The 24,618-nt window shown below is 47.4% G+C and carries 19 protein-coding genes; 17 read left to right on the forward strand and 2 right to left on the reverse strand.

The window, feature by feature from the left end; translation table 11 throughout:
• From FC82_RS05315 to FC82_RS05335, 5 genes are all read left to right on the forward strand, one after another.
• Complete coding sequence (locus tag FC82_RS05315) at positions 1-780, forward strand: isoprenyl transferase (RefSeq protein WP_054761833.1); 780 nt, start codon at positions 1-3, stop codon at positions 778-780.
• A gap of 24 nt (positions 781-804) precedes the next feature.
• Positions 805-1,593: a phosphatidate cytidylyltransferase gene (locus FC82_RS05320; protein ID WP_056996409.1), complete on the forward strand. Its 789-nt coding sequence runs from the start codon at positions 805-807 to the stop codon at positions 1,591-1,593.
• Positions 1,594-1,632: 39 nt separating this feature from the next.
• Positions 1,633-2,907 carry an RIP metalloprotease RseP gene (gene rseP / locus FC82_RS05325; protein ID WP_054761831.1) on the forward strand — a complete coding sequence of 425 codons (1,275 nt, stop codon included), beginning with the start codon at positions 1,633-1,635 and terminating at the stop codon, positions 2,905-2,907.
• Between the two features lie 29 nt (positions 2,908-2,936).
• Positions 2,937-4,661, forward strand: a complete 1,725-nt coding sequence (locus tag FC82_RS05330; protein WP_054761829.1) for a proline--tRNA ligase — start codon at positions 2,937-2,939, stop codon at positions 4,659-4,661.
• A gap of 255 nt (positions 4,662-4,916) precedes the next feature.
• Positions 4,917-9,248 carry a PolC-type DNA polymerase III gene (locus FC82_RS05335; protein WP_056996410.1) on the forward strand — a complete coding sequence of 1,444 codons (4,332 nt, stop codon included), beginning with the start codon at positions 4,917-4,919 and terminating at the stop codon, positions 9,246-9,248.
• Positions 9,249-9,312: 64 nt separating this feature from the next.
• On the opposite strand, the gene FC82_RS05340 is transcribed toward FC82_RS05335, so the two are convergent.
• Both FC82_RS05340 and FC82_RS05345 read right to left on the reverse strand, forming a co-directional pair.
• Positions 9,313-10,254 carry an IS3 family transposase gene (locus tag FC82_RS05340; protein WP_338057154.1) on the reverse strand — a complete coding sequence of 314 codons (942 nt, stop codon included), beginning with the start codon at positions 10,252-10,254 and terminating at the stop codon, positions 9,313-9,315.
• Complete coding sequence (locus FC82_RS05345) at positions 10,224-10,913, reverse strand: helix-turn-helix domain-containing protein (RefSeq protein WP_056996412.1); 690 nt, start codon at positions 10,911-10,913, stop codon at positions 10,224-10,226. Before FC82_RS05345 ends, FC82_RS05340 begins: the two co-directional genes overlap by 31 nt.
• 778 nt (positions 10,914-11,691) lie before the next feature.
• Between FC82_RS05345 and rimP the strand changes: the two genes are divergently transcribed.
• The 12 genes from rimP (at position 11,692) to dnaJ (ending at position 24,542) form a co-directional block, all read left to right on the forward strand.
• Positions 11,692-12,168, forward strand: coding sequence for a ribosome maturation factor RimP (rimP, locus tag FC82_RS05350; RefSeq protein ID WP_054762034.1), 477 nt, complete (start codon positions 11,692-11,694; stop codon positions 12,166-12,168).
• A gap of 23 nt (positions 12,169-12,191) precedes the next feature.
• Positions 12,192-13,505, forward strand: coding sequence for a transcription termination factor NusA (gene nusA, locus FC82_RS05355; RefSeq protein ID WP_054762036.1), 1,314 nt, complete (start codon positions 12,192-12,194; stop codon positions 13,503-13,505).
• Positions 13,506-13,519: 14 nt separating this feature from the next.
• On the forward strand, positions 13,520-13,822 hold the full coding sequence (rnpM, locus tag FC82_RS05360; protein ID WP_056996413.1) for an RNase P modulator RnpM: 303 nt from the start codon (positions 13,520-13,522) through the stop codon (positions 13,820-13,822).
• Positions 13,809-14,114 (forward strand): L7Ae/L30e/S12e/Gadd45 family ribosomal protein, encoded by a 306-nt coding sequence (locus tag FC82_RS05365; protein ID WP_054762040.1) that lies wholly within the window; start codon positions 13,809-13,811, stop codon positions 14,112-14,114. Before rnpM ends, FC82_RS05365 begins: the two co-directional genes overlap by 14 nt.
• Before the next feature lie 14 nt (positions 14,115-14,128).
• Complete coding sequence (infB, locus tag FC82_RS05370) at positions 14,129-16,807, forward strand: translation initiation factor IF-2 (protein ID WP_056996414.1); 2,679 nt, start codon at positions 14,129-14,131, stop codon at positions 16,805-16,807.
• Positions 16,808-16,841: 34 nt separating this feature from the next.
• Complete coding sequence (gene rbfA, locus FC82_RS05375) at positions 16,842-17,201, forward strand: 30S ribosome-binding factor RbfA (RefSeq protein WP_054762042.1); 360 nt, start codon at positions 16,842-16,844, stop codon at positions 17,199-17,201.
• 341 nt (positions 17,202-17,542) lie between these two features.
• Positions 17,543-18,442: a tRNA pseudouridine(55) synthase TruB gene (gene truB / locus FC82_RS05380; protein WP_054762044.1), complete on the forward strand. Its 900-nt coding sequence runs from the start codon at positions 17,543-17,545 to the stop codon at positions 18,440-18,442.
• Positions 18,443-18,464: 22 nt separating this feature from the next.
• Positions 18,465-19,427, forward strand: a complete 963-nt coding sequence (gene ribF / locus FC82_RS05385) for a riboflavin biosynthesis protein RibF (RefSeq protein WP_056996415.1) — start codon at positions 18,465-18,467, stop codon at positions 19,425-19,427.
• 105 nt (positions 19,428-19,532) lie between these two features.
• Positions 19,533-20,576 (forward strand): heat-inducible transcriptional repressor HrcA, encoded by a 1,044-nt coding sequence (gene hrcA, locus FC82_RS05390; protein ID WP_054762046.1) that lies wholly within the window; start codon positions 19,533-19,535, stop codon positions 20,574-20,576.
• A gap of 41 nt (positions 20,577-20,617) precedes the next feature.
• Positions 20,618-21,265 carry a nucleotide exchange factor GrpE gene (gene grpE / locus FC82_RS05395; RefSeq protein ID WP_054762048.1) on the forward strand — a complete coding sequence of 216 codons (648 nt, stop codon included), beginning with the start codon at positions 20,618-20,620 and terminating at the stop codon, positions 21,263-21,265.
• Between the two features lie 39 nt (positions 21,266-21,304).
• The gene (gene dnaK, locus FC82_RS05400; protein ID WP_056996416.1) at positions 21,305-23,194 is read left to right on the forward strand and encodes a molecular chaperone DnaK; all 1,890 of its coding nucleotides are present in this window, start codon (positions 21,305-21,307) and stop codon (positions 23,192-23,194) included.
• Positions 23,195-23,375: 181 nt separating this feature from the next.
• Positions 23,376-24,542, forward strand: a complete 1,167-nt coding sequence (gene dnaJ / locus FC82_RS05405; RefSeq protein ID WP_056996417.1) for a molecular chaperone DnaJ — start codon at positions 23,376-23,378, stop codon at positions 24,540-24,542.
• Positions 24,543-24,618 lie beyond the last annotated feature (76 nt).

A 24,618-nucleotide genomic window follows, 5' to 3' on the forward strand; every position in this document is an offset into this window, starting at 1 on the left:
GTGTTTTCATGGTTAAAAAAAGATACGGTGCCCAGTTCACCAGATGAGTTGGTACTGGACCCCGATAACATTCCTGCGCACATTGCCATCATTATGGATGGCAACGGCCGTTGGGCCCAAAAACGTCATTTGCCAAGAGTTGCCGGACACAAACAGGGCATGAACACCGTCAAAACGATTGCCATCGCCGCCAGCGACCTTGGGGTTAAGGTGTTGACGCTGTACGCATTTTCGACTGAAAATTGGAAGCGTCCGGAAGACGAAGTTAACTACTTGATGAAATTGCCGGTAGACTTTTTTGATACATTTGTCCCTGATTTAATCAAAAATAACGTTCGGGTCAACGTGATGGGCTACATTGACAAACTGCCTAAGCAAACACAAAAGGCTGTTTATGATGCAATGGATGATACGAAAGACTGTACTGGCATGGTACTGAACTTTGCGTTGAACTACGGTAGTCGGGCTGAAATCACCACAGCAGTGACAGAGATTGCTAAGGAGGTCGCGGCTGGCAAATTAGATCCGGATGCGATCACCGACGATATGATCGGCCAACATCTCATGACCGCAAACCTTGGCGAGTATGCCGATCCTGACCTGATTATTCGGACCTCAGGTGAAGAGCGGATATCGAACTTTTTACTGTGGCAAATTGCTTACAGCGAGTTTGTTTTCATGACACCGCACTGGCCAGAATTTACACCAGAACTGCTGCAAGAGGCAGTCTACACGTACCAGCACCGGAAACGCCGGTTTGGCGGGTTAAAAAATAAGTAATTTGGGAAAAAGGGGTTAGTATTTATGAGACAACGGGTGATCACAGCCGTGGTTGCGCTGATCATATTTATCCCAATCATTATTGCGGGCGGCATTTGGGTGGATATTGCCGCTGCAGTTTTGGGATTGATTGCGCTCTCTGAGCTGTTAGTAATGCGGAATAAATTAATTGTGTCATGGGAAGCACTTCTCTCGGGATTGGCCGTGTTAGTGGTCATCCTGCCAGATTTTTGGCAACAGTTAATTTCTAAAAACATTGAGACTTCATTTATCGTATATTTTCTTGTGGTGTTAATGTTAATGTACACTGTTTTTTCAAGAAACCGGTTCTCGTTTGACGATGCGGCTGTCCTGACATTGGGTGTGCTGTACATTGGTTTCGGGTTCCACTTCTTTATTGAGGCTCGGGCCGTCAGTTTTACAATGCTGCTGTTTGCGCTTCTGATTGTTTGGATCACGGATTCCGGGGCTTACATGATTGGTCGGAAACTGGGCCGTCATAAATTGGCACCAAACATCAGCCCAAACAAGACCTGGGAAGGGTCGATCGGGGGTACCGTGGTTGCAGTGATTATTGTCGGTATCTATTGCTACTTCTATCCAGTCGGTAATTTCAGCTTCCCGGTAACTTTACTGCTGATTTTGGTCTTATCGATTATTGGTCAAATTGGCGACCTTGTTGAGTCCGCCTTGAAACGCTACTACGGTGTTAAGGACTCCGGTAAAATATTGCCCGGTCACGGTGGTATTCTTGACCGATTCGACAGTTTGCTGCTTGTATTACCAGCATTACATCTGCTGGCGTTTATTTAACATTAGGCACCCAAAACTAACACGGAAGGATCGACGCTTGTGCTAACGACCATCATTACATTTATTATCGTCTTTGGTGTCATCGTGTTCATCCATGAATTTGGTCATTTTTACTTTGCAAAGCGGGCGGGCATTCTGGTGCGTGAATTTTCCATTGGGATGGGCCCTAAGCTGTTCAATTATCGTACCGCTGAAACCACGTATACGATCCGACTCCTACCGGTCGGCGGGTACGTTCGGATGGCGGGCGGTGAAGATGACGAAGATGAACTGAAGCCGGGGACGCCGGTCAGCCTGTTTGTGGGTGACCAGGACAAAGTAACCCGGATCAACACCAGTAAAAAGACCACCCTGTTCAACGGGATTCCAATGCAGGTGACTGCCACAGATCTGGAGAATGAACTTTGGATCGAAGGCTACGAAAACGGCGATGAATCAGAAACAAAGCGTTACGCAGTTGCTCACGACGCCACCATTATTGAATCTGACGGCACAGAAGTGCGCATTGCACCAACTGATGTCCAATTTCAATCGGCAAGTCTTGGCCACCGGTTAATGACTAATTTTGCCGGGCCGATGAACAACTTTATTCTGGCGATTATCGTGTACACCATTCTCACCTTCGTGGTGGGTGGGGTGACCACAAATAACAACCGGATCGACCCGACGTCAACGGGGGTAACCGTTGCCCGTGATGCCGGCATTAAAAACGGCGATTACATCACCGCAGTCAATGGCAAGAAAGTCACGACCTGGGATGGGCTTGCCACCCAGATTCAAAAGCGGGCTAATAAAAAGACAACGCTGACCATTAAGCGAAACGACGCGACTAAGCGGGTGACACTGACACCGAAAGCTGAGACGGTCGAAAAGAAGACCGTGGGGCAAATCGGTATCACGCAGTATCATAATCACGCAATCGGCGCGATGCTAGTATCCGGTTTTACCCAGACTTGGGATATGACAAAACGGCTGATCGGTGCCATTTGGTCAATGGTCTCCGGGCACTTTAGTCTCAACGATTTAGGCGGACCCGTTGCCATCTTTGCGACAACGTCCACTGCTGCGTCTGAAGGGATCGCCGGTGTGCTGAACTTCTTGGCATTCCTGTCACTGAACTTGGGAATTGTCAATTTACTGCCGATTCCAGCGTTGGATGGTGGTAAAATATTATTGAATGTCATCGAAGGAATTCGACGTAAACCATTGCCAGAAAGTGTCGAAACAGGCATTACACTGGTGGGGGTTGTCTTTCTAGTGATCTTAATGGTGCTAGTTACGTGGAACGATATCGAACGTTACTTTATTAGGTAAATAACTAAACTAAAGGGGTTTTCTCTGATATGAAACAGTCAAAAATGCTTATTCCGACCTTGAAAGAGGTACCAAGCGACGCTGAGGCCTTAAGCCATCAAATGATGCTGCGGGCCGGTTATGTGCGTCAAGTGACGGCTGGGATGTATGCTTATCTGCCGCTGGCCTTTCGGGCCTTGACCAACATCGAAAACATTATTCGTGAAGAAATGGAAAAAATTGATGCGGTTGAAATGGTGGTGCCGACAGTATTGCCAGCGTCTCTTTGGAAGGAATCTGGTCGTTACGACACATACGGACCAACCCTGTTTAAGTTCAAGAATCGTCACGACACTGACTTTATCTTGGGCCCGACCCACGAAGAAACGTTTACAACGCTGATTCGTGATAACATCAAGTCCTACAAGAAACTGCCGCTGGTTTTGTACCAAATTCAAGCCAAATATCGTGATGAAGAACGTCCGCGTTACGGTCTGTTACGTGGCCGTGAATTCATTATGAAGGATGCCTATTCCTTCTCAACGAACTACGATGATCTGGATAAGGTCTATCGGCAAATGGAATCAGCCTACCGTAACGTTTTTGACCGGATCGGTTTAAACTACCGGACGATCATTGGTGATGCGGGTGCCATGGGTGGTAAAGATTCGAAGGAATTTTCCGCCATTGCACCGATTGGTGAAGACACCATCGTGTACTCTGATTCTTCAGATTACGCAGCTAATCTGGAAATGGCAACGAGTTTGTACATTCCAAAGAAGTCACACGCTGCCCAACAGGATCTTGAAAAGGTTGAGACAGGCGATGCTAAGACCATCGACCAAGTTGCTGAAAAACTTGAAATCGACCAATCACAACTGATCAAGAGCCTGTTGTACATTGCCGATGACAAGCCAGTTTTAGCTTTGCTTCGCGGCGACCATGAACTGAACGAAACCAAGTTGAAAAACTATTTGTCAGCTGATTTCTTGGCTCCAGCAAGCAACGAAGACGCAGAAAAGTACCTCGGTGCTTCCTTTGGCAACGTGGGTCCCGTTGGCGTGAGTGAAGAGGTCACTATTTTAGCTGACCAGTACGTCCAAGACATGGTTAACGCCGTAGTCGGAGCTAACGAGACCGGTTTTCATTATCGGAATGCTAATCTGGAACGTGATTTCCGGGTCGACAAATTTGTTGATCTTCGCACCGTACAAGAGGGCGATGTGTCACCAGACGGTTCCGGCGTGCTGAAGTTTACCCGAGGTATCGAAATCGGCCACATCTTTAAGCTGGGCACCCGTTATTCTGAATCGTTGGGGGCAAACGTCCTGGATGAGAATGGTCGCAGCGTTCCGGTTATTATGGGTTCGTACGGTATTGGTGTCAGTCGGTTGCTCTCAGCTATCACTGAACAAACAGCTGATGAAAATGGGCTGGTATGGCCGCGTGCCATTTCACCATTTGATTTGCACATCATTCCAGTTAACGCTAAAAATGACGAACAAATGACGGTTGCTACTGAGCTTGAAACGCGTTTGCAAAAAGCCGGCTATAAAGTCTTATTGGATGACCGGAAGGAACGGGCCGGCGTGAAATTTGCTGACTCTGATTTAATGGGCTTGCCTGTCCGGATCACCGTTGGGAAAAAAGCTGCTGACGGGATCGTCGAAATTAAGCTCCGTAAAACCGGTGAAACCATTGAAGTCAAGACTGACGAAGTTGAAAATTCAGTTGGTATTCTGCTTAAAGAAACGGATAACCCAGAAGAAGAATAGGACGGGTTGAAACGCATTTAGGAAGCCGTTTTTGTATTTTGGTGATATAGGCTGGGCTATGCTGCCCTTCCGAAAATCATCAATTGTCTTTTAAAATACGTTTCAACGTTGGTAGCTAAATCACGCTACTAAGAACAAAATATGTGTTAAACTTATAATCGTTTATGACGGTAAAAAAGGCCCGAAAACAAAACACCCTGTTTTGTCTCCGGGCTTTCTTTATCAGTAATTGGCAATTGAGAAGGAGGAATTGATATGGCGTTGAATCATCAGCAGTTGTTTGACAAGTTGTTGCAACAGCTGCAGTTAAACGATGAAGCGAATCAGCCATATTTTGCGGGGGCTCAACTCGAAAAATTAACGATTCACGAAAAATCAAAACGGTGGCACTTTGACTTCAAGCTGCCCCAAATTTTACCCTTTGAAACATTCTTGACGTTTCAAAGCCAATTAAACACCGCGTTTAAACAAATTGCGCTGGTTGATTTTAGTATCCAAACTGATCAGCAGGAACTTAACGACCGCTTGCTGGGTGATTATTGGGAATGGGTGGTGCAACATAGTGGTTTACATTCACCGCTCGTTCAGGAACTGTGTCACAAACAGGTGCCCACAATGAACGACGGCCGAGTGATTTTTATGGCCGAAAATGAAGTGGTTAAAAATTTCCTTGTTAATCAGGCGTTAGGACCAATCGAGACGCAGTATCAACAATACGGGTTTCCACAGTTCTCCATTCACACGATGGTGGACGAAACGGCTTCCCAGCAAAAAATTCAGGAATTTAAACAGCAACGGGCCCAGTCGGATGCCGAACTGGCACAAAAAGCGGTGGCTGCAATTAAAAAGGCCAATGAAAAACGTGAAAAGAACGCCAGTGAAAACATTGCTGAAGGGCCAACGGTCATCGGCCGGAAAATTAAACCTGATGAAGACGCAACTAAGCTGATCGATATTCAGGAAGAAGAAAAATCTGTTATCGTTCAGGGTTACGTATTCAGTAAAGAGGTTCGGGAACTCCGGTCTGGCCGAAAATTGATGATTTTGGAGATCACCGACTACACGTCATCGATCGCCATCAAAAAATTCTCCCGTGATGAGAGTGATGAGGCTCAGTTTAACGGCTTAAATGAGGGCGACTGGATCCGGGTCCGCGGTGGTGTCCAAGAAGACAACTTTATGCGTGGCCTGGTAATGAACGCTTATGACATTAATCAGGTGAAGGTGCCAAGTCGGCAGGATACAGCACCAGCTGATGAAAAGCGGGTCGAACTGCATTTGCACACTTCAATGAGTACGATGGATGCGACTAATCCAATCACCGACTATGTCAATCAAGCCAAAAAATGGGGGCAAAAGGCAATTGCCATTACCGACCACGCTGGTGTTCAGGGGTTCCCTGAAGCTTATCATGCTAGTGAGGCAACCGGTGTAAAAATGATCTATGGGGTAGAAGCTAACCTCGTTGACGATGGTGTCCCAATCGGTTACAACAGTGACCACCGGCCGTTAAAGGGTGCCACCTATGTTGTTTTTGACGTTGAAACCACAGGGTTGTCTGCCATCTACGACAAAGTCATTGAACTTTCCGCTGTTAAAATGCAGGGGAAAGAGGTCATTGACCAGTTTGAGGAATTTATCGATCCCGGTTTTCATTTGTCTGATTTCACCACTGATCTGACCAGTATCACGGACGACATGGTGCACGGATCAAAGTCAGAAAAAGAAGTCTTTGAACTGTTCCGTGAATTTTACGGTGACGCCATTATCGTTGGCCATAACGTCACCTTCGATATCGGGTTCATGAACGCCGGCTATGCATGCTACGACATGCCGCCGGTGACGAATCCAATCATCGACACACTGACCCTAGCACGATTCCTGTACCCGAATTTGAAGGGGTACCGGTTAAACACGCTGGCCAAAAAATTCCACGTTGTCCTGGAACACCATCACCGGGCCGTAGATGATGCCGAGTCGACCGGTCATTTAAATTATTTGTTCTTAACGGATGCTGAGGACCGGTATGGCATTCAGTACCACGATCAGTTAAACGAACACATGAGTGAAAATGATGCGTATAAGCACGCCCGGCCGTCACATGCCATTGTGTTGGCACAAACTCAGGCCGGATTGAAAAACATGTTCCGACTGGTCTCTATGTCTAACGTCGCTTACTTCTACAGGGTGCCGCGGATTCCTCGCAGTCAACTGGAGAAGTATCGGGAGGGGCTGTTGATCGGTTCCGCTTGCGATTCCGGTGAAGTGTTTACTGCGATGATGCAAAAAGGTTATGCGGAGGCTAAGGAAAAGGCCAAGTTTTACGATTATCTGGAAGTGCAGCCCAAAGCGGCCTATCAACCACTGATTGATAGCGGCCTGATTCAAAATCGCACGAACTTGGAAGAGATTTTAGGCAACATGGTCAAACTGGGTGATGAGCTTGGTAAACCAGTTGTCGTTACGGGTGACGTGCACTATCTGAATCCCGAAGACGGTATTTACCGGCATATTCTGATCAATTCCCAAGGCGGGGCTAACCCGCTGAACCGGCAAAAATTGCCAGACGTGCATTTTCGAACGACAAATGAAATGCTGGATGACTATCAATTCCTAGGGGAAGAGAAAGCAAAGGAAATTGTTGTAACGAACTCCAACAAGATTGCCGATGAAATTCAAGACGTTCACCCGTTGAAGGATAAGTTATACACACCACGAATGGAAGGCGCGGAAGACGAAATTCAACGCCGGACCATGAACACCGCCCATGAATGGTATGGTAAAGATCTGCCTGAACTCGTGCAGCACCGGCTTGACCGGGAGTTGAAGAGTATTATCGGGAACGGGTTTTCCGTTATTTACCTGATTGCCCAACGACTGGTGGCCAAGAGTAACAAGGACGGGTATCTGGTTGGTTCCCGTGGGTCTGTCGGCTCTAGTCTGGTAGCAACGCTGACTGGAATCACGGAAATTAATCCGTTGCCGCCGCACTACCGGTGTCCAAACTGTCAGCACTCCGAGTTCTTTACTAAAGGCGAGTACAGCTCCGGGTTTGATTTGCCAGAAAAGAACTGCCCGGAATGCGGGACGTTAATGATCGGCGACGGTCATGATATTCCTTTTGAAACGTTCCTGGGCTTTACTGGAAACAAGGTGCCTGATATTGATTTGAACTTCTCTGGGGACTACCAGCCGATTGCCCACAACTACACGAAGGTGTTGTTCGGTGAAAAAAACGTGTACCGGGCCGGAACCATTGGCACGGTGGCTGATAAAACAGCTTACGGTTACGTTAAAGCCTATGAGCGCGATACGGAGCAGCATTTGCGCGGTGCTGAAATCGACCGGCTAGCTAAGGGTGCCACTGGGGTCAAACGGACCACTGGCCAACATCCGGCCGGCATCATCGTTGTCCCGGATTACATGGACATCTATGACTTTACACCGATTCAGTATCCAGCTGATGACCAAGATGCAGCTTGGCAAACGACCCATTTCGATTTCCATTCGATTCATGACAACATTTTGAAGATTGATATTCTGGGCCATGATGACCCGACGATGGTGCGGATGCTGCAAGATTTAAGCGGTGTTGATCCGTACACGATCCCAATGGATGATCCGGGAGTCATGTCGCTGTTTTCAGGGACGGAAGCGCTTGGTGTAACACCGGAACAAATTCAATCAAAAACGGGGACGTTCGGTGTGCCTGAATTCGGGACCCGGTTCGTCCGGGGTATGCTCGAAGCGACCCACCCGAAAAACTTCTCCGACCTCCTGCAAATTTCTGGGTTGTCCCATGGGACCGATGTGTGGTTAGGAAACGCTGAAGAACTGATCAAAAATGGCACTGCCACCATCGCCAACGTGATCGGGTGTCGTGATAACATCATGACCGACTTGATCCACTGGGGCATGGATTCCGAAATTGCCTTCCAAATTATGGAACACGTGCGGAAGGGACGTGGGATTCCCGACGAGTGGCAGGATAAGATGAAGGAAGCCAACGTGCCTGATTGGTACATTGATTCCTGTTTAAAGATCAAGTACATGTTCCCACGGGCCCATGCGGCTGCTTACGATTTGATGGCGCTGCGGGTCGCTTACTTTAAGGTCTACTTCCCACTGGTTTACTACTCCGCTTACTTCTCAGTGCGGGCAGATGACTTTGACGTTGTCGCCATGTCGCGGGGAAAGGAATCCGTCAAAGCACGGATGAAGGAGATCAACGACCAGGGAATGGATGCCAGCACAAAGGATAAAAATTTGCTGACAGTTCTGGAACTGGCCAACGAAATGCTTGAACGCGGGTTCAAATTTAAGATGATCGACATTGAAAAATCTGAAGCCAACCAGTGGCTGATTGACGGTGACACATTGATTGCACCATTCAACTCAGCTCCAGGCCTTGGTTTGAACGTGGCAAAGCAAATCGTTGCAGCCCGGGAAGACAAACCGTTCCTGTCAAAGGAAGACTTAGCTAAGCGCGGTAAGGTCTCAAAGACCTTGATCGACTTCATGACCGAAAACGGCGTTCTTGAAGGATTACCGGATGAGAATCAGTTGAGTTTGTTTGACATGATGTAGAGTGCGGAGCAAGGCGGTTAAGGGCTCGGCTCCTGTCAAGGAGACAATCAAATAATTAGATAGATTATGCACATTTTTGAACGGTATGGCTCCGATATTCATTCGGGGTCATGCCGTTTAATGTTAACTGTAAGCGCTCGTAATTGTACCATCTCATAAATTCATTGATCTGCTGGAATAATTCATCTTTTGAAAGAGTTTTTTTGAAAGCGAAGAACTCGTCTTTCATGTGACTCCAGAAAGCTTCCATCGGGCTATTATCGCCTGGTGTTCCAGCCCGTGACATACTGTGTTTAATACCAGTACCGGCGAGGAGTGTGTTGTATTCGCCAGAGGTGTACGCGGCTCCCTGGTCACTGTGTAAAATTTTGGGTTTTTGTCCATTGGTCACTTTGAGTGCTAGTTGCAGCGTATCGGTTACTAGCGCCGACGTCTCAGTATCAGCGATTTGCCAGGCGATAATACTGTGATCATGTAAGTCTTTAATGGCGCTTAAGCGGAGCTTGTATTGGCTTTTTGAGCCGTATCGAAGTTCAGTACAATCAGTTACCCAGACTTGGTTACTTTGTCCGGAATTAAAGTGATGCCCAGTGTCCTTGTCATACAATAAATTGGCTAAAATTTGATCCTTATGTTCAGCGTGGCGATCATGCTTCTTTTTCCGGATTGAGGCTTCAATGCCGTTCTCTTTCATCAGCCTACGAACCTTATTGTGACCGGCATGATATTTTGTCTTGGTATTAATGTACATGGTCAGTGACTCAACACCGTAGATGTAGTCATGTTCTTCTTCAAGTTTGAACATATAGTCCACGATGGCTTCATTATCAATCGTACGCTTACTACGAACCCCGTTGGCCCATTTATAATAGCTTGATCGAGGGACTTTAGTATATTTGCAGAGCAGACCGATTGTATATGTGTTTCCGGTTGCTTCATTGATCTCTAAAAGGAGTTCCTTAATGGTTTGAAATTTTATTTTTTGTGGGCATTCCTTCTCTCTAATTCCTGGATTTTTAAAATAACGGCCTTCTCGGTCGCCATGTTTTCTAGTTGGGCTTTTAGACGCTTGTTTTCAAGGATAAGTTTCTCTTTCTCGCTAAGTTGTCCATGATCCTCTTTAGCCTTGCCTCGACGGTCTTCAAGAGCTTCTTGGCCACCTTGTTTGAATTTTTTTACCCAGGAATATACCTGACCTTGAGAAACGTTGAATTTTTGAATAGCAGTAGTGTAATCCATCTGGTGTGCGATAATCCACTGGGCGATCTCGATTCGTTCTAATTGGGTTGTTTTTCGACCATCTTTCATGATGACTTTCCTCCTAGTGGTGTCTAATGATTTACCACTAGTATACAGGGCGACCCAACGAGATATAACCGCTATGTTAGGAATTTGATATTCTTTAGCTAACTGATCATAAGAGGTGTAACCGGCAAGGTACTTTTGTGTGACTTCTTCCTTAAGTTCAACCGGATACTGATGATGGGTATCTTTTTGCTTTAAGCCTTCGATACCATCCTTCTGATAGTTTTCTACCCAACGCTTCATGTTACTATGTCTAATTCCAAACCGCGTTTCAATAGAGGTGACAGTCATTCCTTGTTCTACCAGCTGAACATACTTCAGCTTCTCTTCAACGCTGTACCGGATGCTTTTCCCATTCAAGCAACAACCTCTTTTCTAAGTCCATCCTTGTTTTAATTATTTGGATGTCTACTCAAACAGGAGTATAGCCTAAGGGGCGGAGCAGAAGCGACTCTGGGCAGAAAAGTCCGATCCTGACTTTTTTGCCCAGAGTCGCTTCTGCAGGAGCCCCTTGCCTTGCGGAGCACGTTTCAGCAATGAGGCCTGAGCGACTACGTATCAGCAATGAAGCCTAAGCAAACAAAACGACTTGCATAAAAAAATGCCGACGGAAGTGCTTGACCAAGTAATCCACTGTTTGCTGGGAGCACGTTTCAACAATGTCGCCCAAACAGGCAGAACGACTAGTACAAAAAAAGTCGCCAGAACTGCTTGACCTAGCAATCCGCTGTTTGTGGAAATGCCGTTTGGCAAACGTTACCTAAAAACAATGCCAATCTCTAAATTAATAGACGCGCTGTATGTGAGACACAACTCACACGCAGCGCGTCTATTTTTGCATGAAGAAGCGTGGCATTGCCTCGCAGACCAGCAGAAAAACAAAAGAAAAATGTCAAAAAATATTAAAAATTCCCAAATATTAGCCAATAATGCGCTTTTTTTTAGGTAATAACGGTTGCGATTTTTGAACAAAAACGGTCATCAACAAGAACAAAAATCGCGAAGCAACGCCGAGTTAACAGCAAGCAATTGCGTTTTTATACAATTTGTGCTAGACTATTTATTGTAGATATTTCGGAAAGGAGTGAGCAGCAATGCTCACTCTTTTTAATGGAAAAATGGACACGGAGGTAAAAGATTGGATAATAACGTCGTAGACATTGTCACTAACCTGGCAACGCCAATCGTTGATGCTCACAAGTTTGAGTTGGTTGACGTTGAATTTGTGCAGGAAGCAAAAAGTTGGTATTTACGGCTCTATATTGATAAGCCTGGTGGTATCACCATTAATGAGTGTGCACTGGTTAGCGATGAAGTGGGCGAAAAACTGGATGAACTTGATCCGGATCCAATTCCCCAAGCATACTTTTTAGAAGTATCTTCACCGGGTGCAGAACGGCCCCTGAAGAAGGAACAAGATTATGAACGGGCACTGAACCACTACATCCATGTGTCCTTGTACCAAAAGCTTGACGGTGAAAAGGCCTATGAAGGTACCATGACTGACCTGACGCCGGATGAGCTCACGTTAAAAGTGAATTTGAAGGGCCGTATCAAAACCCTGACCATTCCGCGTGAAAAAATTGCGAAAGCCAGACTGGCAATTAAGTTTTAAGTTTTTAAAGGAGACTACTAATAATGAGTAAAGAATTATTAGGTGCCCTAGATACATTAGAGACAGAAAAGGGTATCAAAAAAGAAATCGTGATCGATGCGTTAGAGGCTGCTTTGACCTCTGCTTACAAGCGGAACTACGGCCAAGCACAAAACGTTGACGTTGAATTTGACCAAAAGAAGGGTGACGTTCACGTTTACGCAGTGAAAAAGGTCGTTGACCAAGTTTATGATTCACGCTTGGAAGTGAGCCTTGATGACGCCATGACGATCAGCCGCGGTTATGAAATGGGCGATGACATCAAGTTCGAAGTGACCCCAAAGAACTTTGGCCGAATTGCTGCTCAGACTGCTAAGCAGGTCATCATGCAACGGGTTCGTGAAGCTGAACGGTCATTAATTTTTGACCAATACAGCCAGTACGAAAACGAAGTCATCACTGGTGAAGTTGAACGTCAAGACAATCGTTTTGTCTACGTTAACTTAGGCAACGTTGAGGCCGTCATGGGTCGTCAAGACCAGATGCCTAACGAGGCTTACCAGATGCATGATCACATTAAAGTTTTTGTGACCCGTGTTGAAAACGCCGCTAAGGGGCCACAGGTCTTCGTCAGTCGGACCGCCCCAGGCTTACTGAAGCGTCTGTTTGAACAAGAAATTCCGGAAATCTACGATGGTACCGTCGAAATCATGTCCATTGCGCGCGAAGCCGGCGACCGGGCTAAAGTCGCTGTTCGCTCTAACAACCCAGACGTTGACCCAGTTGGAACCAGTGTTGGCCCCCGTGGACAACGGGTTCAGGCAATCGTTTCCGAACTCGGTGGCGAAAACATGGATATCGTTGAATGGACGGACGATGAAGCAGCGTTCATTGCGAACGCTTTGAATCCAGCCGAAGTGATCGACGTGATCTTTGACGAAAACAACGAACGGGCCTGCACCGTCATCGTGCCGGACTACCAGCTGTCATTAGCCATTGGTAAGCGGGGCCAAAATGCCCGTCTGGCTGCTAAATTGACCGGCTTTAAGATCGACATCAAGTCTGAATCTGAAGCGGAAGAATTTTTGGCTCAACACAAGGCTGCGGCTGAAGCCCAAGCGGCCGATGCTGACGCTGATGATTCTGCGCAAGATGCTGTTGAAGACGATACGGTGGTCGAATCTGAAGAAGTGACAGAAGAAACTGAAATCATTTCAGACGACACAGACGAAGCGACTGACTCAGCCGATGATGATGCCACTGACACTACTGACGACACTGATGATTCGGCTGCTGGCGATGACGCCGATGACACCGCTGACGGCGACGATGGTAATGACGATTCCGAGACCCTTTAAGGAGGCATGTAACAGTGAAAAAACGAAAGATCCCAATGCGTAAAGACATTGTGACTGGCGAAATGGCTCCCAAAAAGGAATTGGTCCGGATCGTCCGGGACAAAGAAAATAACGTCGCGGTTGACCCAACGGGGAAAATGTCCGGTCGTGGTGCTTACATCACCCTAGATGTTGACGTCGCCAAAAAGGCCAAAAAGGACCGCACGTTTGACAAAGTCTTTGAAACTAAAGTCGATGATACCTTCTACGATGATTTGATTTCGTACGTGGATCACCAACAGGCACGGAGAGAATTATTTGACAATGGAAAAGCCTAATGCCTTTCTGCAATTACTGGGATTGGCACGACGGGCAAGACAGCTGGAGACTGGTGAAGATTTCGTTTTAAAAGCGATTCGCAACAACAGTATCCAGCTGGTGATCATTGCCAGCGATACCGGCCAGACAAGTGCCAAAAAGCTTCGGGATAAGGCGTCTTACTACCACATTCCGTTGATCGACCGGTATACTAAAAGTGACCTTAGCCAAGCAACGGGGATGTCCCGTACGGCTTACGGCGTGAAAGATCCTGGTTTTGCTAGAAAGTTAAGTACACTAGTAAACGAATAAAGGAGCGTGAAGATATGGGCAAAAAGCGAATTTATGAATTAGCAAAAGAGCTTAATGTCTCGAGTAAGGCGATTGTTGATACCGCCCAGAAAAAAGGGTTTGCTGTGAAGAATCATATGTCATCGTTGGGTGATAATGAAGAGCGGCAACTAAGGGCGGCGTTCAGTAAACCTAAACCTGCTTCGGCCTCCAAGTCACCCGCACAAGCGCAAAATGCAAGTCACTCGCACTCTGAAGGCGCATCTCACCAATCGAGTGCTCATTCTAAGGATAATGGTAATAATAATCATAATATGACAACTAACAATAATCGAAACACCTCAAACAACGGTGGTAACGGCAGCAGTGCAAACCGTCAGCATCGCGATGAAACCCATCAAAACCGTCAGAACACGACTCACAGTTCTAACAATCAGCACAGCAATAACAATGGCCAACGCAGCACAACTGGTACGCAACACGCCAGCACGCAGCGTTCAAACAATAGCCAGGGCCGGAGCAATACTACGCGGTCAAACAACAGCAACAGTCAACGCTCAAATAACGGTGGCCAACGCGCAAACAATGGCCAGCGTTCGAACAATAACGGCGGTCAACGCAGCAACAACAATAATCGTTCAAACAATAGTCAAAACCGGTCAAGCAACGGTCAAAATCGTTCAAACAACTCTCAAAACCGGTCAAACAATTCTCAAAATCGTAACAACAGTAACCGGTCAAACGGCGGATCTTCAGAAAACCGTAGCGGTTCAGGACGTTTCGGCGGTAGTTTGAACAATAACAACAGTCGCGGCGGGCGTAACGGTAACAGCCGGAACAACCGCAACAACAATAACCGGCGCCGTAACAATAACAAGAAGTACAACAAGAAGAACCAACGGATCAAAGAAGTAAATCATCCAAAGGGCGCACCAGAACGGAAGGACAAAGCATTACCTGAAGTACTGAACTACAGTGTCGGAATGAACGCCCAAGACCTTGGGAAAATCTTGCACCGGGAACCCGCTGAAATCGTTAAGAAATTGTTTATGCTTGGCGTTATGACTAACCAAAACCAGTCATTGGACAAGGATACGATTGAGATTTTGGCAGCTGAGTACGGGATTGAAGCCCAAGAAAAGGTTGAAGTCGATGTTTCTGATATCGACAAGTTCTTTGCAGAAGAGGAACAAAACACCGACCATCTTGAAAACCGGCCACCCGTTGTCACTATCATGGGTCACGTTGACCATGGGAAGACGACGTTGCTGGATCACTTGCGTCATTCGCACATTACAGCTGGTGAAGCCGGTGGGATCACGCAAGCTATCGGGGCCTACCAACTGAAACACAACGGTAAGACCATTACCTTCTTGGACACACCAGGACACGCGGCCTTCACTGAAATGCGGGCTCGTGGTGCTGACATCACCGACATTACCGTTTTGGTTGTTGCAGCTGATGATGGTGTCATGCCGCAAACGATTGAAGCCATCAACCATGCTAAGGCTGCCAAAACACCAATTATCGTGGCCGTTAACAAGATCGATAAGCCGGGTGCCAACCCGAACCACGTTATCGAACAACTCACTGAATACGGCTTGATCCCTGAAGACTGGGGTGGCGACACTATCTTTGTTCAGATCTCAGCTAAGTTTGGGACGAACATCGATGAATTGCTGGACATGATCTTGCTCCAGTCTGAAGTGATGGAATTACAAGCCAATCCTGAACAAAACGCTGCCGGTTCAGTTATCGAAGCACGTTTGGATAAGGGACTTGGCGCCGTTGCTACGCTGCTGGTTCAACAAGGGACCATGCACGTGGGTGATCCTGTCGTTGTTGGGAACACCTTTGGCCGTGTCCGGACCATGCAAAACGAACGTGGTAAGGATATTAAAAAGGCAAGTCCATCAACACCAGTTGAAATTACCGGGTTGAGTGACGTGCCAGAAGCCGGTGACCGGTTCGTGGTCTTTGATGATGAAAAGACTGCCCGGGCTGCTGGTGAAGAGCGTGCTAAGAACGCTTTGATGGAAGAACGGAAGTCTAAGAATCGTGTCACCCTTGATAACCTCTTTGATACCATGAAAGAAGGGGAAATGAAGGAAGTTGACGTCATCATCAAGGCTGACGTTCAGGGTTCTGTTGAAGCCTTAGCAAACAGTTTGAACAAGATCGAAGTTGAGGGCGTTCGCGTGAATATCATTCACACCTCGGTTGGGGCCATTAACGAAAGTGATGTGACCTTAGCTGAAGCAAGTAACGCCATCATTATTGGGTTTAACGTCCGGCCAACGCCGCAGGCTAAGTCCCAAGCTGACCAGGACCAAGTGGACATTCGGCTTCACCGTGTCATTTACAATGCCATTGATGAAATTGAACATGCCATGAAGGGTAAGTTGGAACCAACGTATGAAGAAGAAGTGATCGGTCAAGTTGAAGTCCGTGAGATCTTCAAGGCTTCTAAGATTGGGACCATTGCCGGTGGGATGGTTACCGACGGCCACGTTTCAAGCGACGCTGATGTCCGTTTGATTCGTGACGGCGTGGTTATCTATGAAGGCAAACTCGGCAGTCTGAAACGCTTTAAGGACGATGTGAAGGATGTTCAGCAGGGTCACGAACTTGGGCTGACCATCGAAAACTACAACGACATCAAAGTCGGCGACGTTGTCGAAGCATACGTCATGAAAGAAGTGCCGATCGAATAATTGAGATCGACAATTAATATAGGGTGGTGAAACTATGGCACATTATCGAATTGGTCGACTAGAACAAGAAATTCAACGGGAAGTCAACGACATTTTACTGAAGCGGGTCCGGGATCCTCGGGTTCAGGGTATTACCGTTACGGGCGTTGTTGTGACGGGTGACCTGCAACAGGCAACGATTTACTACAGTATCTTATCTGATCTGGCATCTGACGGTGAAAAGGCAGACGCCGGCTTGAAAAAGGCTACTGGTCTGATTCGCAGTGAATTGGGCGCTCGGCTAAACATTTTCAAGACCCCAGAACTATTCTTCGAACGCGACGAATCAGTTCAATACGGGAGTCATATTGACCAACTACTGAATCAATTACACCGCGACGATCCAAAACTGTAATCTATTTTGGAACCTTGCAATTTAAAAAGACACTTTACGGTGATTCCACGATGGAATCGGTGTGAAGTGTCTTTTTGCGTGCGGTTAATGCCGATTAGCTGCGGCTCGCCTGGTTGACTAAGGCACTAATGACGTTGGCGTTTTATGAATGGGCAAGTCGATATCAGCAACATTTCCGTCAAATTAAGCTCTTGGACATCCCAACAGGCATTGTTAAATCAAATTAAGCGTCATCCCGTTATCGAGAGGCGGTTATGATATAATGCATTATGTGTGTAAATTAAACACCAGTTGTTTCAAAAGACTGTTAAATGACATGTAGAATGGAGCATTAAGTTGCGATGAACGGAATTATCCCACTGTATAAAGAACGCGGCATGACCAGTCACGACTGTGTCAATCGGCTGCGTAAAATTTTACACCAAAAAAAGGTTGGTCACTCTGGGACCCTTGACCCGAGCGTTGACGGCGTGTTGCCCATTTGTGTCGGCAGTGCAACGAAGGTCGTTGACTACCTGCTGACCCATCGCAAGGTATACCGTGGCAGCGTGACCCTTGGATTCTCAACGGAAACGGAAGACTTGGATGGCGCCAAAGTGGCCCGGAAGGTTCTCACTGAACCCGTTACCGATGAGACCATTGACGCTGTTTTACAAACCTTGACGGGTGATCTGCAGCAGACCCCGCCAATGTATTCTGCCGTGAAAGTGAACGGCCGGAAGCTCTACGAATATGCTCGTAAACACCAGACCGTTGAACGACCGGTACGGACGATTCATGTCACCCGGTTTGACCGGCTAGCACCAAGTACGTTTGATACTGATGCGGGCACGCAGACGTTCACGTTTGAAGTGGAATGTTCGAAGGGTACCTACGTCCGGACACTCGCTGTTCAAGCGGGGGAAGCTCTGGGTATTCCATCAGTGATGTCGACGCTGACGCGGATCGAAAGCGGCGGGTTTAAGCTTGACGAGACCCTTAGTCTGGATCAGATTCAAGACGCCGTTGACCGCGATGACCTAAGCTTCCTGCAACCGCTGGACCGCGCCCTGGATGACTATCCTGAAATCACGCTGACAACGCCGTTGTGGCGCGGTGTGCAAAATGGGGTCTGGTTGTTACAGCGCGAAGTGAATAGCGATGCGCCAATCGTTGCCTTAAGATATGATAACGAAATCAAAGCCTTGTACAAATTAGTTGACCATAAGTACAAGCCGCTTAAAATGTTTAGTACGAAGTAGAGAAAGTCGAGATGATCAAACGATGCAAGTCATTCAGATCCACCACCCAATGTCGCCGGAAACCCCAGTTAAAAAGCCCATTGTTTTAGCCATGGGCTTTTTTGATGGTGTTCATCTGGGACACCAGGCCGTCATTAAACGGGCAAAAGAGATTGCAGAAGCCCGCGGATTACCATTGGCCGTATTGACGTATGACCACCATCCCAAGCTGGTATACGCCAAATTAGGGCCGGATGAGAACAAATATCTCACAACAACAGCGCGTAAAATGGCCCTGTTTGAAAAATTAGGGGTGGATATCGTTTACATGGTCAACTTTACCAGTCAGTTTGCCGCGTTGAAACCACAAGCTTTCGTGGACCAGTACCTGATGGCCTTCGATGTTCAAGTCGTTGTTGCGGGGTTTGATCACACGTATGGTCCAAAGGACGTTGCCACCATGGCAAAACTCCCAGACTATGCAAAGGGCCGGTTTGAAATTGTCACTGTCGGTGAACAGGAGAGCGATGATAAAAAAATCAGCTCGAGTCGCATTCGTCGTAACATTACAGCCGGTGATATTAAGACGGTGACCAGCCTTTTAGGGTACCATTATCAAACGACTGGACCGGTCGTCCACGGTGAAGCCCGTGGCCGAACGATCGGGTTTCCAACGGCCAACGTCAGCCATAGTGTACAGGATTGGCTGCCAGCGGTTGGCGTCTATGTCACGCGAATCAAGATTGGGGATACCTGGTATCCATCAGTCACCTCGGCCGGTCGCAATGTCACCTTTGGGGAAGGCCGGCCAGTAACGGTGGAAGTGTTCATCATTGACTTTAACGAAGCCGTTTATGGTGAAATCGCCACTGTGGAATGGTGTTATCGATTGCGCGGTGAGAAAAAATTTGATTCGGTCCATGATCTGGTGGCTCAAATGACCACCGATACCGAGCATGCACGGCAGTATCTGGCAAATGGTTTTCATAAATTAGCACTCGACTAAATTAATTGCTAAAAATCACTGTCTAATGCTTGACTTAAAAAACACCATTTGATACATTATATATGTGTCTTAGCACTTGGGTTAGATGAGTGCTAAAAAGAGGTGATGATCACGTTAACGGACAGACAGAAGATGATTTTAAAGGCGATCGTTCGCGACTATACCAGCAGCGGTGTCCCGGTTGGGTCAAAAGCCTTAGCGGCACAGTTGCCCATGCATGTGAGCTCAGCGACCGTGCGTAACGAGATGGCTGCGCTGGAAGAGTTAGGGTTGATCAACAAGACCCACTCCTCGTCCGGTCGAATTCCATCTGTTAAGGGTTATCGCTACTACGTGGATCATTTGGTCCAACCAGACCCAGTGAAGGCAAATGATATTGATATCATTAAGTCCTCACTGGATGGCCAGTTTCTGAAGATCGATGAGATCATTGAGACCTCAGCCCAGATCCTATCAAATCTGACCTCCTACACGGCGTTTACGTTGAAACCAGAACTTCAGGACAGCAAGTTAAGCGGTTTTCGGCTTGTGCCGCTGGGTAAACGGCAAGTCATGGCGGTGCTCGTCACCGACAACGGCGATGCTGAGACCCAGACGTTTAACTTGGCGCCCGGGGTCACTGGTGAACAGCTTGAGGCTGTGGTTCGGTTGATCAATGACCAGTTGGTAGGCAAGTCCTTGCGGGAAGTCCTGCAGGAACTGCAAACCAAGATTCCCCAGGAAGTTACCAAGTATCTGCAGAGTCCAGAAGGGTTCTTGAAGATTTTTGGAGATGTGCTGACTCAGGCGGCGCAAGAACGTTACTACGTTGGCGGCCGGCTGAATCTGCTGAACTTCTCGGATAGCAGCGACGTTGACGAACTGAAGTCGCTTTATACGTTAATGGACAGAACCGATGACATGGCCGATGTTTTGGGCCGACCGAGCGATCACATTCAGGTGAAGATTGGCAGTGAAATGACCAATGCGATCCTAAGAGATTACAGTTTGATCACGGCAACGTACGAAGTTGGCGACCACGGTAAAGGCGTGATTGCCTTACTGGGGCCGACCCGGATGCCGTACTCGCGGATGATTGGACTGGTCGGAACGTTCAGGCAGGAGCTTGCCAAACGGTTGACCGACTATTATCGTTATTTTGATCAGTAATTTGTGTCATTAATTTGATAAGTAGTAAAGGGGTGTTATGAGTGGCTAAAGACGAAGCAAACAATCCAGCAGATTCAGCTCAGGCTGACGAGACTGATGCAACCAAGGCCGACCAGACAAAGGCGGCTGAGACCAAGCAGGATCCAAAGTCTGATACAACTGAACCCGCATCAGATGATCAAGCAGCAAAGGCTGATGATCAGGATGCCAAGACTGTTGATCCGCTTCAAGAGGCCCAGCGTAAAATTGCCGATCTGCAAAAGCAAGTTGCTGATTTAAATGATCGTAATTTACGTTCACAGGCCGAGATTCAAAATATTCAAGCACGTAATAAGAAGGACCAGGCAGCGCTCATCAAGTACGATGGCCAACAACTGGCGCACGATGTGTTACCCGCTTTGGATAACTTGGAACGTGCCTTGCAAACGCAGGTCGAAGGCGAACAAGGCGAGTCATTGAAAAAGGGAATTGAAATGGTTCAAAAACATTTACTGGATGCGTTGACTAAAAACGGTGTAACCGAAATCAAAGCAGACGGTGAAAAATTTGATCCGAACATCCATCAGGCGGTGCAAACTGTTCCAGCTGAAGACGATGACCATAAAGATCACGTTGTTCAGGTCCTGCAAAAGGGCTATCAGCTCAAAGACCGGGTTTTACGTCCGGCGATGGTTGTTGTTTCACAATAAAGTTTTGAACTAAATTATAAATAAGAAGGTATTGCATAAATGGCAAGTAATAAAATTATCGGTATCGATTTAGGAACGACGAACTCTGCAGTGGCTGTTCTTGAAGGTAGCGAACCAAAGATCATTCCAAACCCAGAAGGCGGTCGGACGACACCTTCAGTTGTCGCATTTAAAGACGGCAAGCCACAGGTTGGTGAAGTTGCCAAGCGGCAAGCCATCACTAACCCAAACACGGTTTCATCAATCAAGAGTCACATGGGCGAAGCCGGCTACAAGGTTAGCATCGAAGGCAAGGACTACACCCCACAAGAAATCTCAGCATTCATCCTGCAATATATCAAGGGCTTTGCTGAAGACTATATCGGTGACACGGTGACCCAAGCGGTTATCACGGTTCCAGCCTACTTTGACGATTCACAACGTCAAGCAACTAAGGATGCCGGTAAGATTGCTGGCTTAGACGTTAAGCGGATCATCAACGAACCAACTGCTTCTTCACTGGCATACGGCTTGGATAAGCAGGATGCTGATGAAAAGATTTTGGTTTATGACCTTGGTGGTGGGACATTTGATGTTTCCGTCCTTGATTTAGGTGACGGCGTGTTCGACGTGCTGTCTACTAACGGGGATACTCACCTTGGTGGTGACGACTTCGATAAGAAAATCATGGATTGGCTGATTGCCCAATTCAAGCAAGCAAACGGCATCGGCTTGTCACAAGACAAGATGGCTATGCAACGCTTGAAGGAAGCTGCTGAAAAGGCTAAGAAAGACTTATCAGGCGTTACTGAAGCTTCAATTAGCCTGCCATTTATTTCTGCCGGCGACAACGGCCCACTGCATTTGGAAGAGACATTGACCCGTGCAAAGTTCAACGAACTCACTTCTGACTTAGTTGAAAAGACACGTGTCCCTGTTGAAAATGCCTTGAAGGACGCTGATTTGTCAGCAGGCGACATTGACGTCGTTATCTTAAACGGTGGGTCAACTCGGATCCCAGCCGTTCAAGAAGCTGTTAAGAAGTGGACTGGTAAGGAACCAAGTCATTCAATCAACCCTGACGAAGCCGTTGCTTTAGGGGCCGCCGTTCAAGGTGGTGTTCTGACCGGTGATGTTAAGGACGTTGTTTTACTTGATGTTACGCCATTGTCATTAGGTATCGAAACCATGGGCGGTGTGTTCACCAAACTGATCGACCGGAACACCACGATTCCTACTAGCAAGTCACAAGTCTTCAGTACTGCTGCTGACAACCAACCAGCCGTTGATATTCATGTGCTGCAAGGTGAACGGCCAATGGCTGCTGACAACAAGACTTTGGGCAACTTCCAATTGACTGACATTCCTGCTGCGCCTCGTGGCGTTCCTCAAATCGAAGTTACGTTTGATATTGACCGTAACGGGATCGTTAACGTTTCCGCTAAGGACAAGGGAACCGGCAAGGAACAAAAGATCACCATCAAGAGTTCCGGCGGTTTATCGGACGACGAAATCGACAAGATGATGAAGGAAGCCCAAGAAAACGAAGAAGCCGACAAGCAGCGTAAGGAAGAAGCTGACTTGAAGAACGAAGTCGACCAACTCTTGTTCACTGTTGACAAGACCTTAGACGAAGTCAAGGGTAAGGTTTCTGACGACGAAATTCAAAAGGCTAAGGACGCGCGTGATGCCCTTAAGAAGGCCCAAGAAGATAACAACGTTGAAGAAATGAAGACGAAGAAGGACGACTTGAACAAGATTGTTCAAGACCTTTCCGTTAAATTATATCAACAAGCCCAACAAGAACAGGGTTCCGCTGACGGTGCTGCTGGTGCCGATGGCGCAAATGCCGGTGAAAAGACTGACGATTCATCCAAGTCTGATGACAAGGGTGACGGCAAGACCTTTGACGGTGACTTCTCAGAAGTTAACGATGACGACAAGAAGTAGTCTCGTTTAAACAAGCTGGCAAAAAGCCAAGGCTCTGGTGGGCTTTGGCTTTTTGTTTCATTGCGAATTATGTTATCCCTAGTTGGCCTAACACTGAGAATATGGTATATTTAGGTGTTATGAAATGACTCGAACGGATAACAACAAATCAAGAATGAAACGCGTAATTGGAGGTTAATTAATGGCTGACAAGGATTATTATGAAACACTCGGGGTCAGCAGAGATGCGTCCCAAGATGAGATCAAGAAAGCCTACCGGAAATTATCAAAGAAGTACCATCCTGATATCAATAAGGCACCAGGTGCTGAAGAGAAATTCAAGGAAATTACCGAGGCTTATGAAGTCCTCAGTAATGACCAGAAGAAAGCGAACTACGACCAATACGGTTCGGCAGACGGCCCTACTGGATTTGGCGGCGGTGGCGCTGGTGGTGCTGGCGGCGGCTTTGGTGATTTCGGTGGCTTCGGCGGCGGTGCCGGTGGCGGCTTCGAAGACATCTTCAGCCAATTCTTTGGCGGTGGCGGCGGTGGCCGTTCACAAAACCCCAACGCGCCACAGGCAGGTCGTGACCTGCAGTACCAAATGAACCTGAAGTTTGAAGAGGCCATCTTCGGTAAGAAGACGAAGATCAAGTATAGTCGTGAAGCCCAATGCCACACCTGTGGCGGGTCTGGCGCAAAGCCTGGAACTCACCCAGAAACGTGTCAAAACTGTGGTGGCTCCGGCTACGTGGTCAGTGAAACTAACACGCCATTGGGTCGGATGCGGAGTCAACAAGTCTGCCCAGTGTGCCACGGGACAGGTCAGGAAATCAAAGAAAAATGCCCAACTTGTGGCGGTTCAGGCCGTGAAGAAGAACGGCATGAAGTGGAAGTCAACGTCCCAGCCGGCGTTGACGATGGCCAACAAATGCGGTTGCAGGGTCAGGGGGAAGCCGGCACAAATGGCGGCCCTTATGGTGATCTGTTTATCGTGTTTGAAGTGGCGCCATCTAAGGTCTACACCCGAGATGGAGCAGATATTTACTTGAACAAGGACATTAGTTTTGTTCAAGCGGCTTTAGGCGACGAGATCAATGTGCAGACCGTGCACGGCGACGTTAAGATGAAGGTGCCTTCTGGCACGCAAACAGGGTCGATCTTCCGTCTGAAGGGCAAGGGTGCGCCGCGGCTTCGTGGCAACGGTAACGGTGATGAACGTGTAACGGTTCGCATCGTGACACCAAAGAACCTCAATAAAAATCAAAAAGTAGCGCTGCAAGCCTTTGCTGAAGCCGGCGGTGATAAGCCGGTATCAGGTAAGAAGGGCAATTTCTTCGATAAGATGAGGGATGCGTTTGATAATTAAGAGTGTGGAAGAAGGCGTTTAGGAGGCGGAGCATAAGTAACTTTCGGCATCAAATCCCGGGTTTGGATTTGGTGTC

The sequence above is a fragment of the Secundilactobacillus collinoides DSM 20515 = JCM 1123 genome (genome assembly GCF_001435975.1).
Taxonomy (GTDB): Bacteria; Bacillota; Bacilli; order Lactobacillales; family Lactobacillaceae; genus Secundilactobacillus; species Secundilactobacillus collinoides.

Excerpts from the sequence above, each read along its gene's own strand:
- FC82_RS05320 (WP_056996409.1), top strand. The coding sequence starts at position 805 with ATGAGACAACGGGTGATCACAGCCGTGGTTGCGCTGATCATATTTATC.
- FC82_RS05330 (WP_054761829.1), top strand. The coding sequence starts at position 2,937 with ATGAAACAGTCAAAAATGCTTATTCCGACCTTGAAAGAGGTACCAAGC.
- FC82_RS05335 (WP_056996410.1), top strand. The coding sequence starts at position 4,917 with ATGGCGTTGAATCATCAGCAGTTGTTTGACAAGTTGTTGCAACAGCTG.
- nusA (WP_054762036.1), top strand. The coding sequence starts at position 12,192 with ATGAGTAAAGAATTATTAGGTGCCCTAGATACATTAGAGACAGAAAAG.
- FC82_RS05365 (WP_054762040.1), top strand. The coding sequence starts at position 13,809 with ATGGAAAAGCCTAATGCCTTTCTGCAATTACTGGGATTGGCACGACGG.
- infB (WP_056996414.1), top strand. The coding sequence starts at position 14,129 with ATGGGCAAAAAGCGAATTTATGAATTAGCAAAAGAGCTTAATGTCTCG.
- rbfA (WP_054762042.1), top strand. The coding sequence starts at position 16,842 with ATGGCACATTATCGAATTGGTCGACTAGAACAAGAAATTCAACGGGAA.
- truB (WP_054762044.1), top strand. The coding sequence starts at position 17,543 with ATGAACGGAATTATCCCACTGTATAAAGAACGCGGCATGACCAGTCAC.
- ribF (WP_056996415.1), top strand. The coding sequence starts at position 18,465 with ATGCAAGTCATTCAGATCCACCACCCAATGTCGCCGGAAACCCCAGTT.
- hrcA (WP_054762046.1), top strand. The coding sequence starts at position 19,533 with ATGATCACGTTAACGGACAGACAGAAGATGATTTTAAAGGCGATCGTT.
- dnaK (WP_056996416.1), top strand. The coding sequence starts at position 21,305 with ATGGCAAGTAATAAAATTATCGGTATCGATTTAGGAACGACGAACTCT.
- dnaJ (WP_056996417.1), top strand. The coding sequence starts at position 23,376 with ATGGCTGACAAGGATTATTATGAAACACTCGGGGTCAGCAGAGATGCG.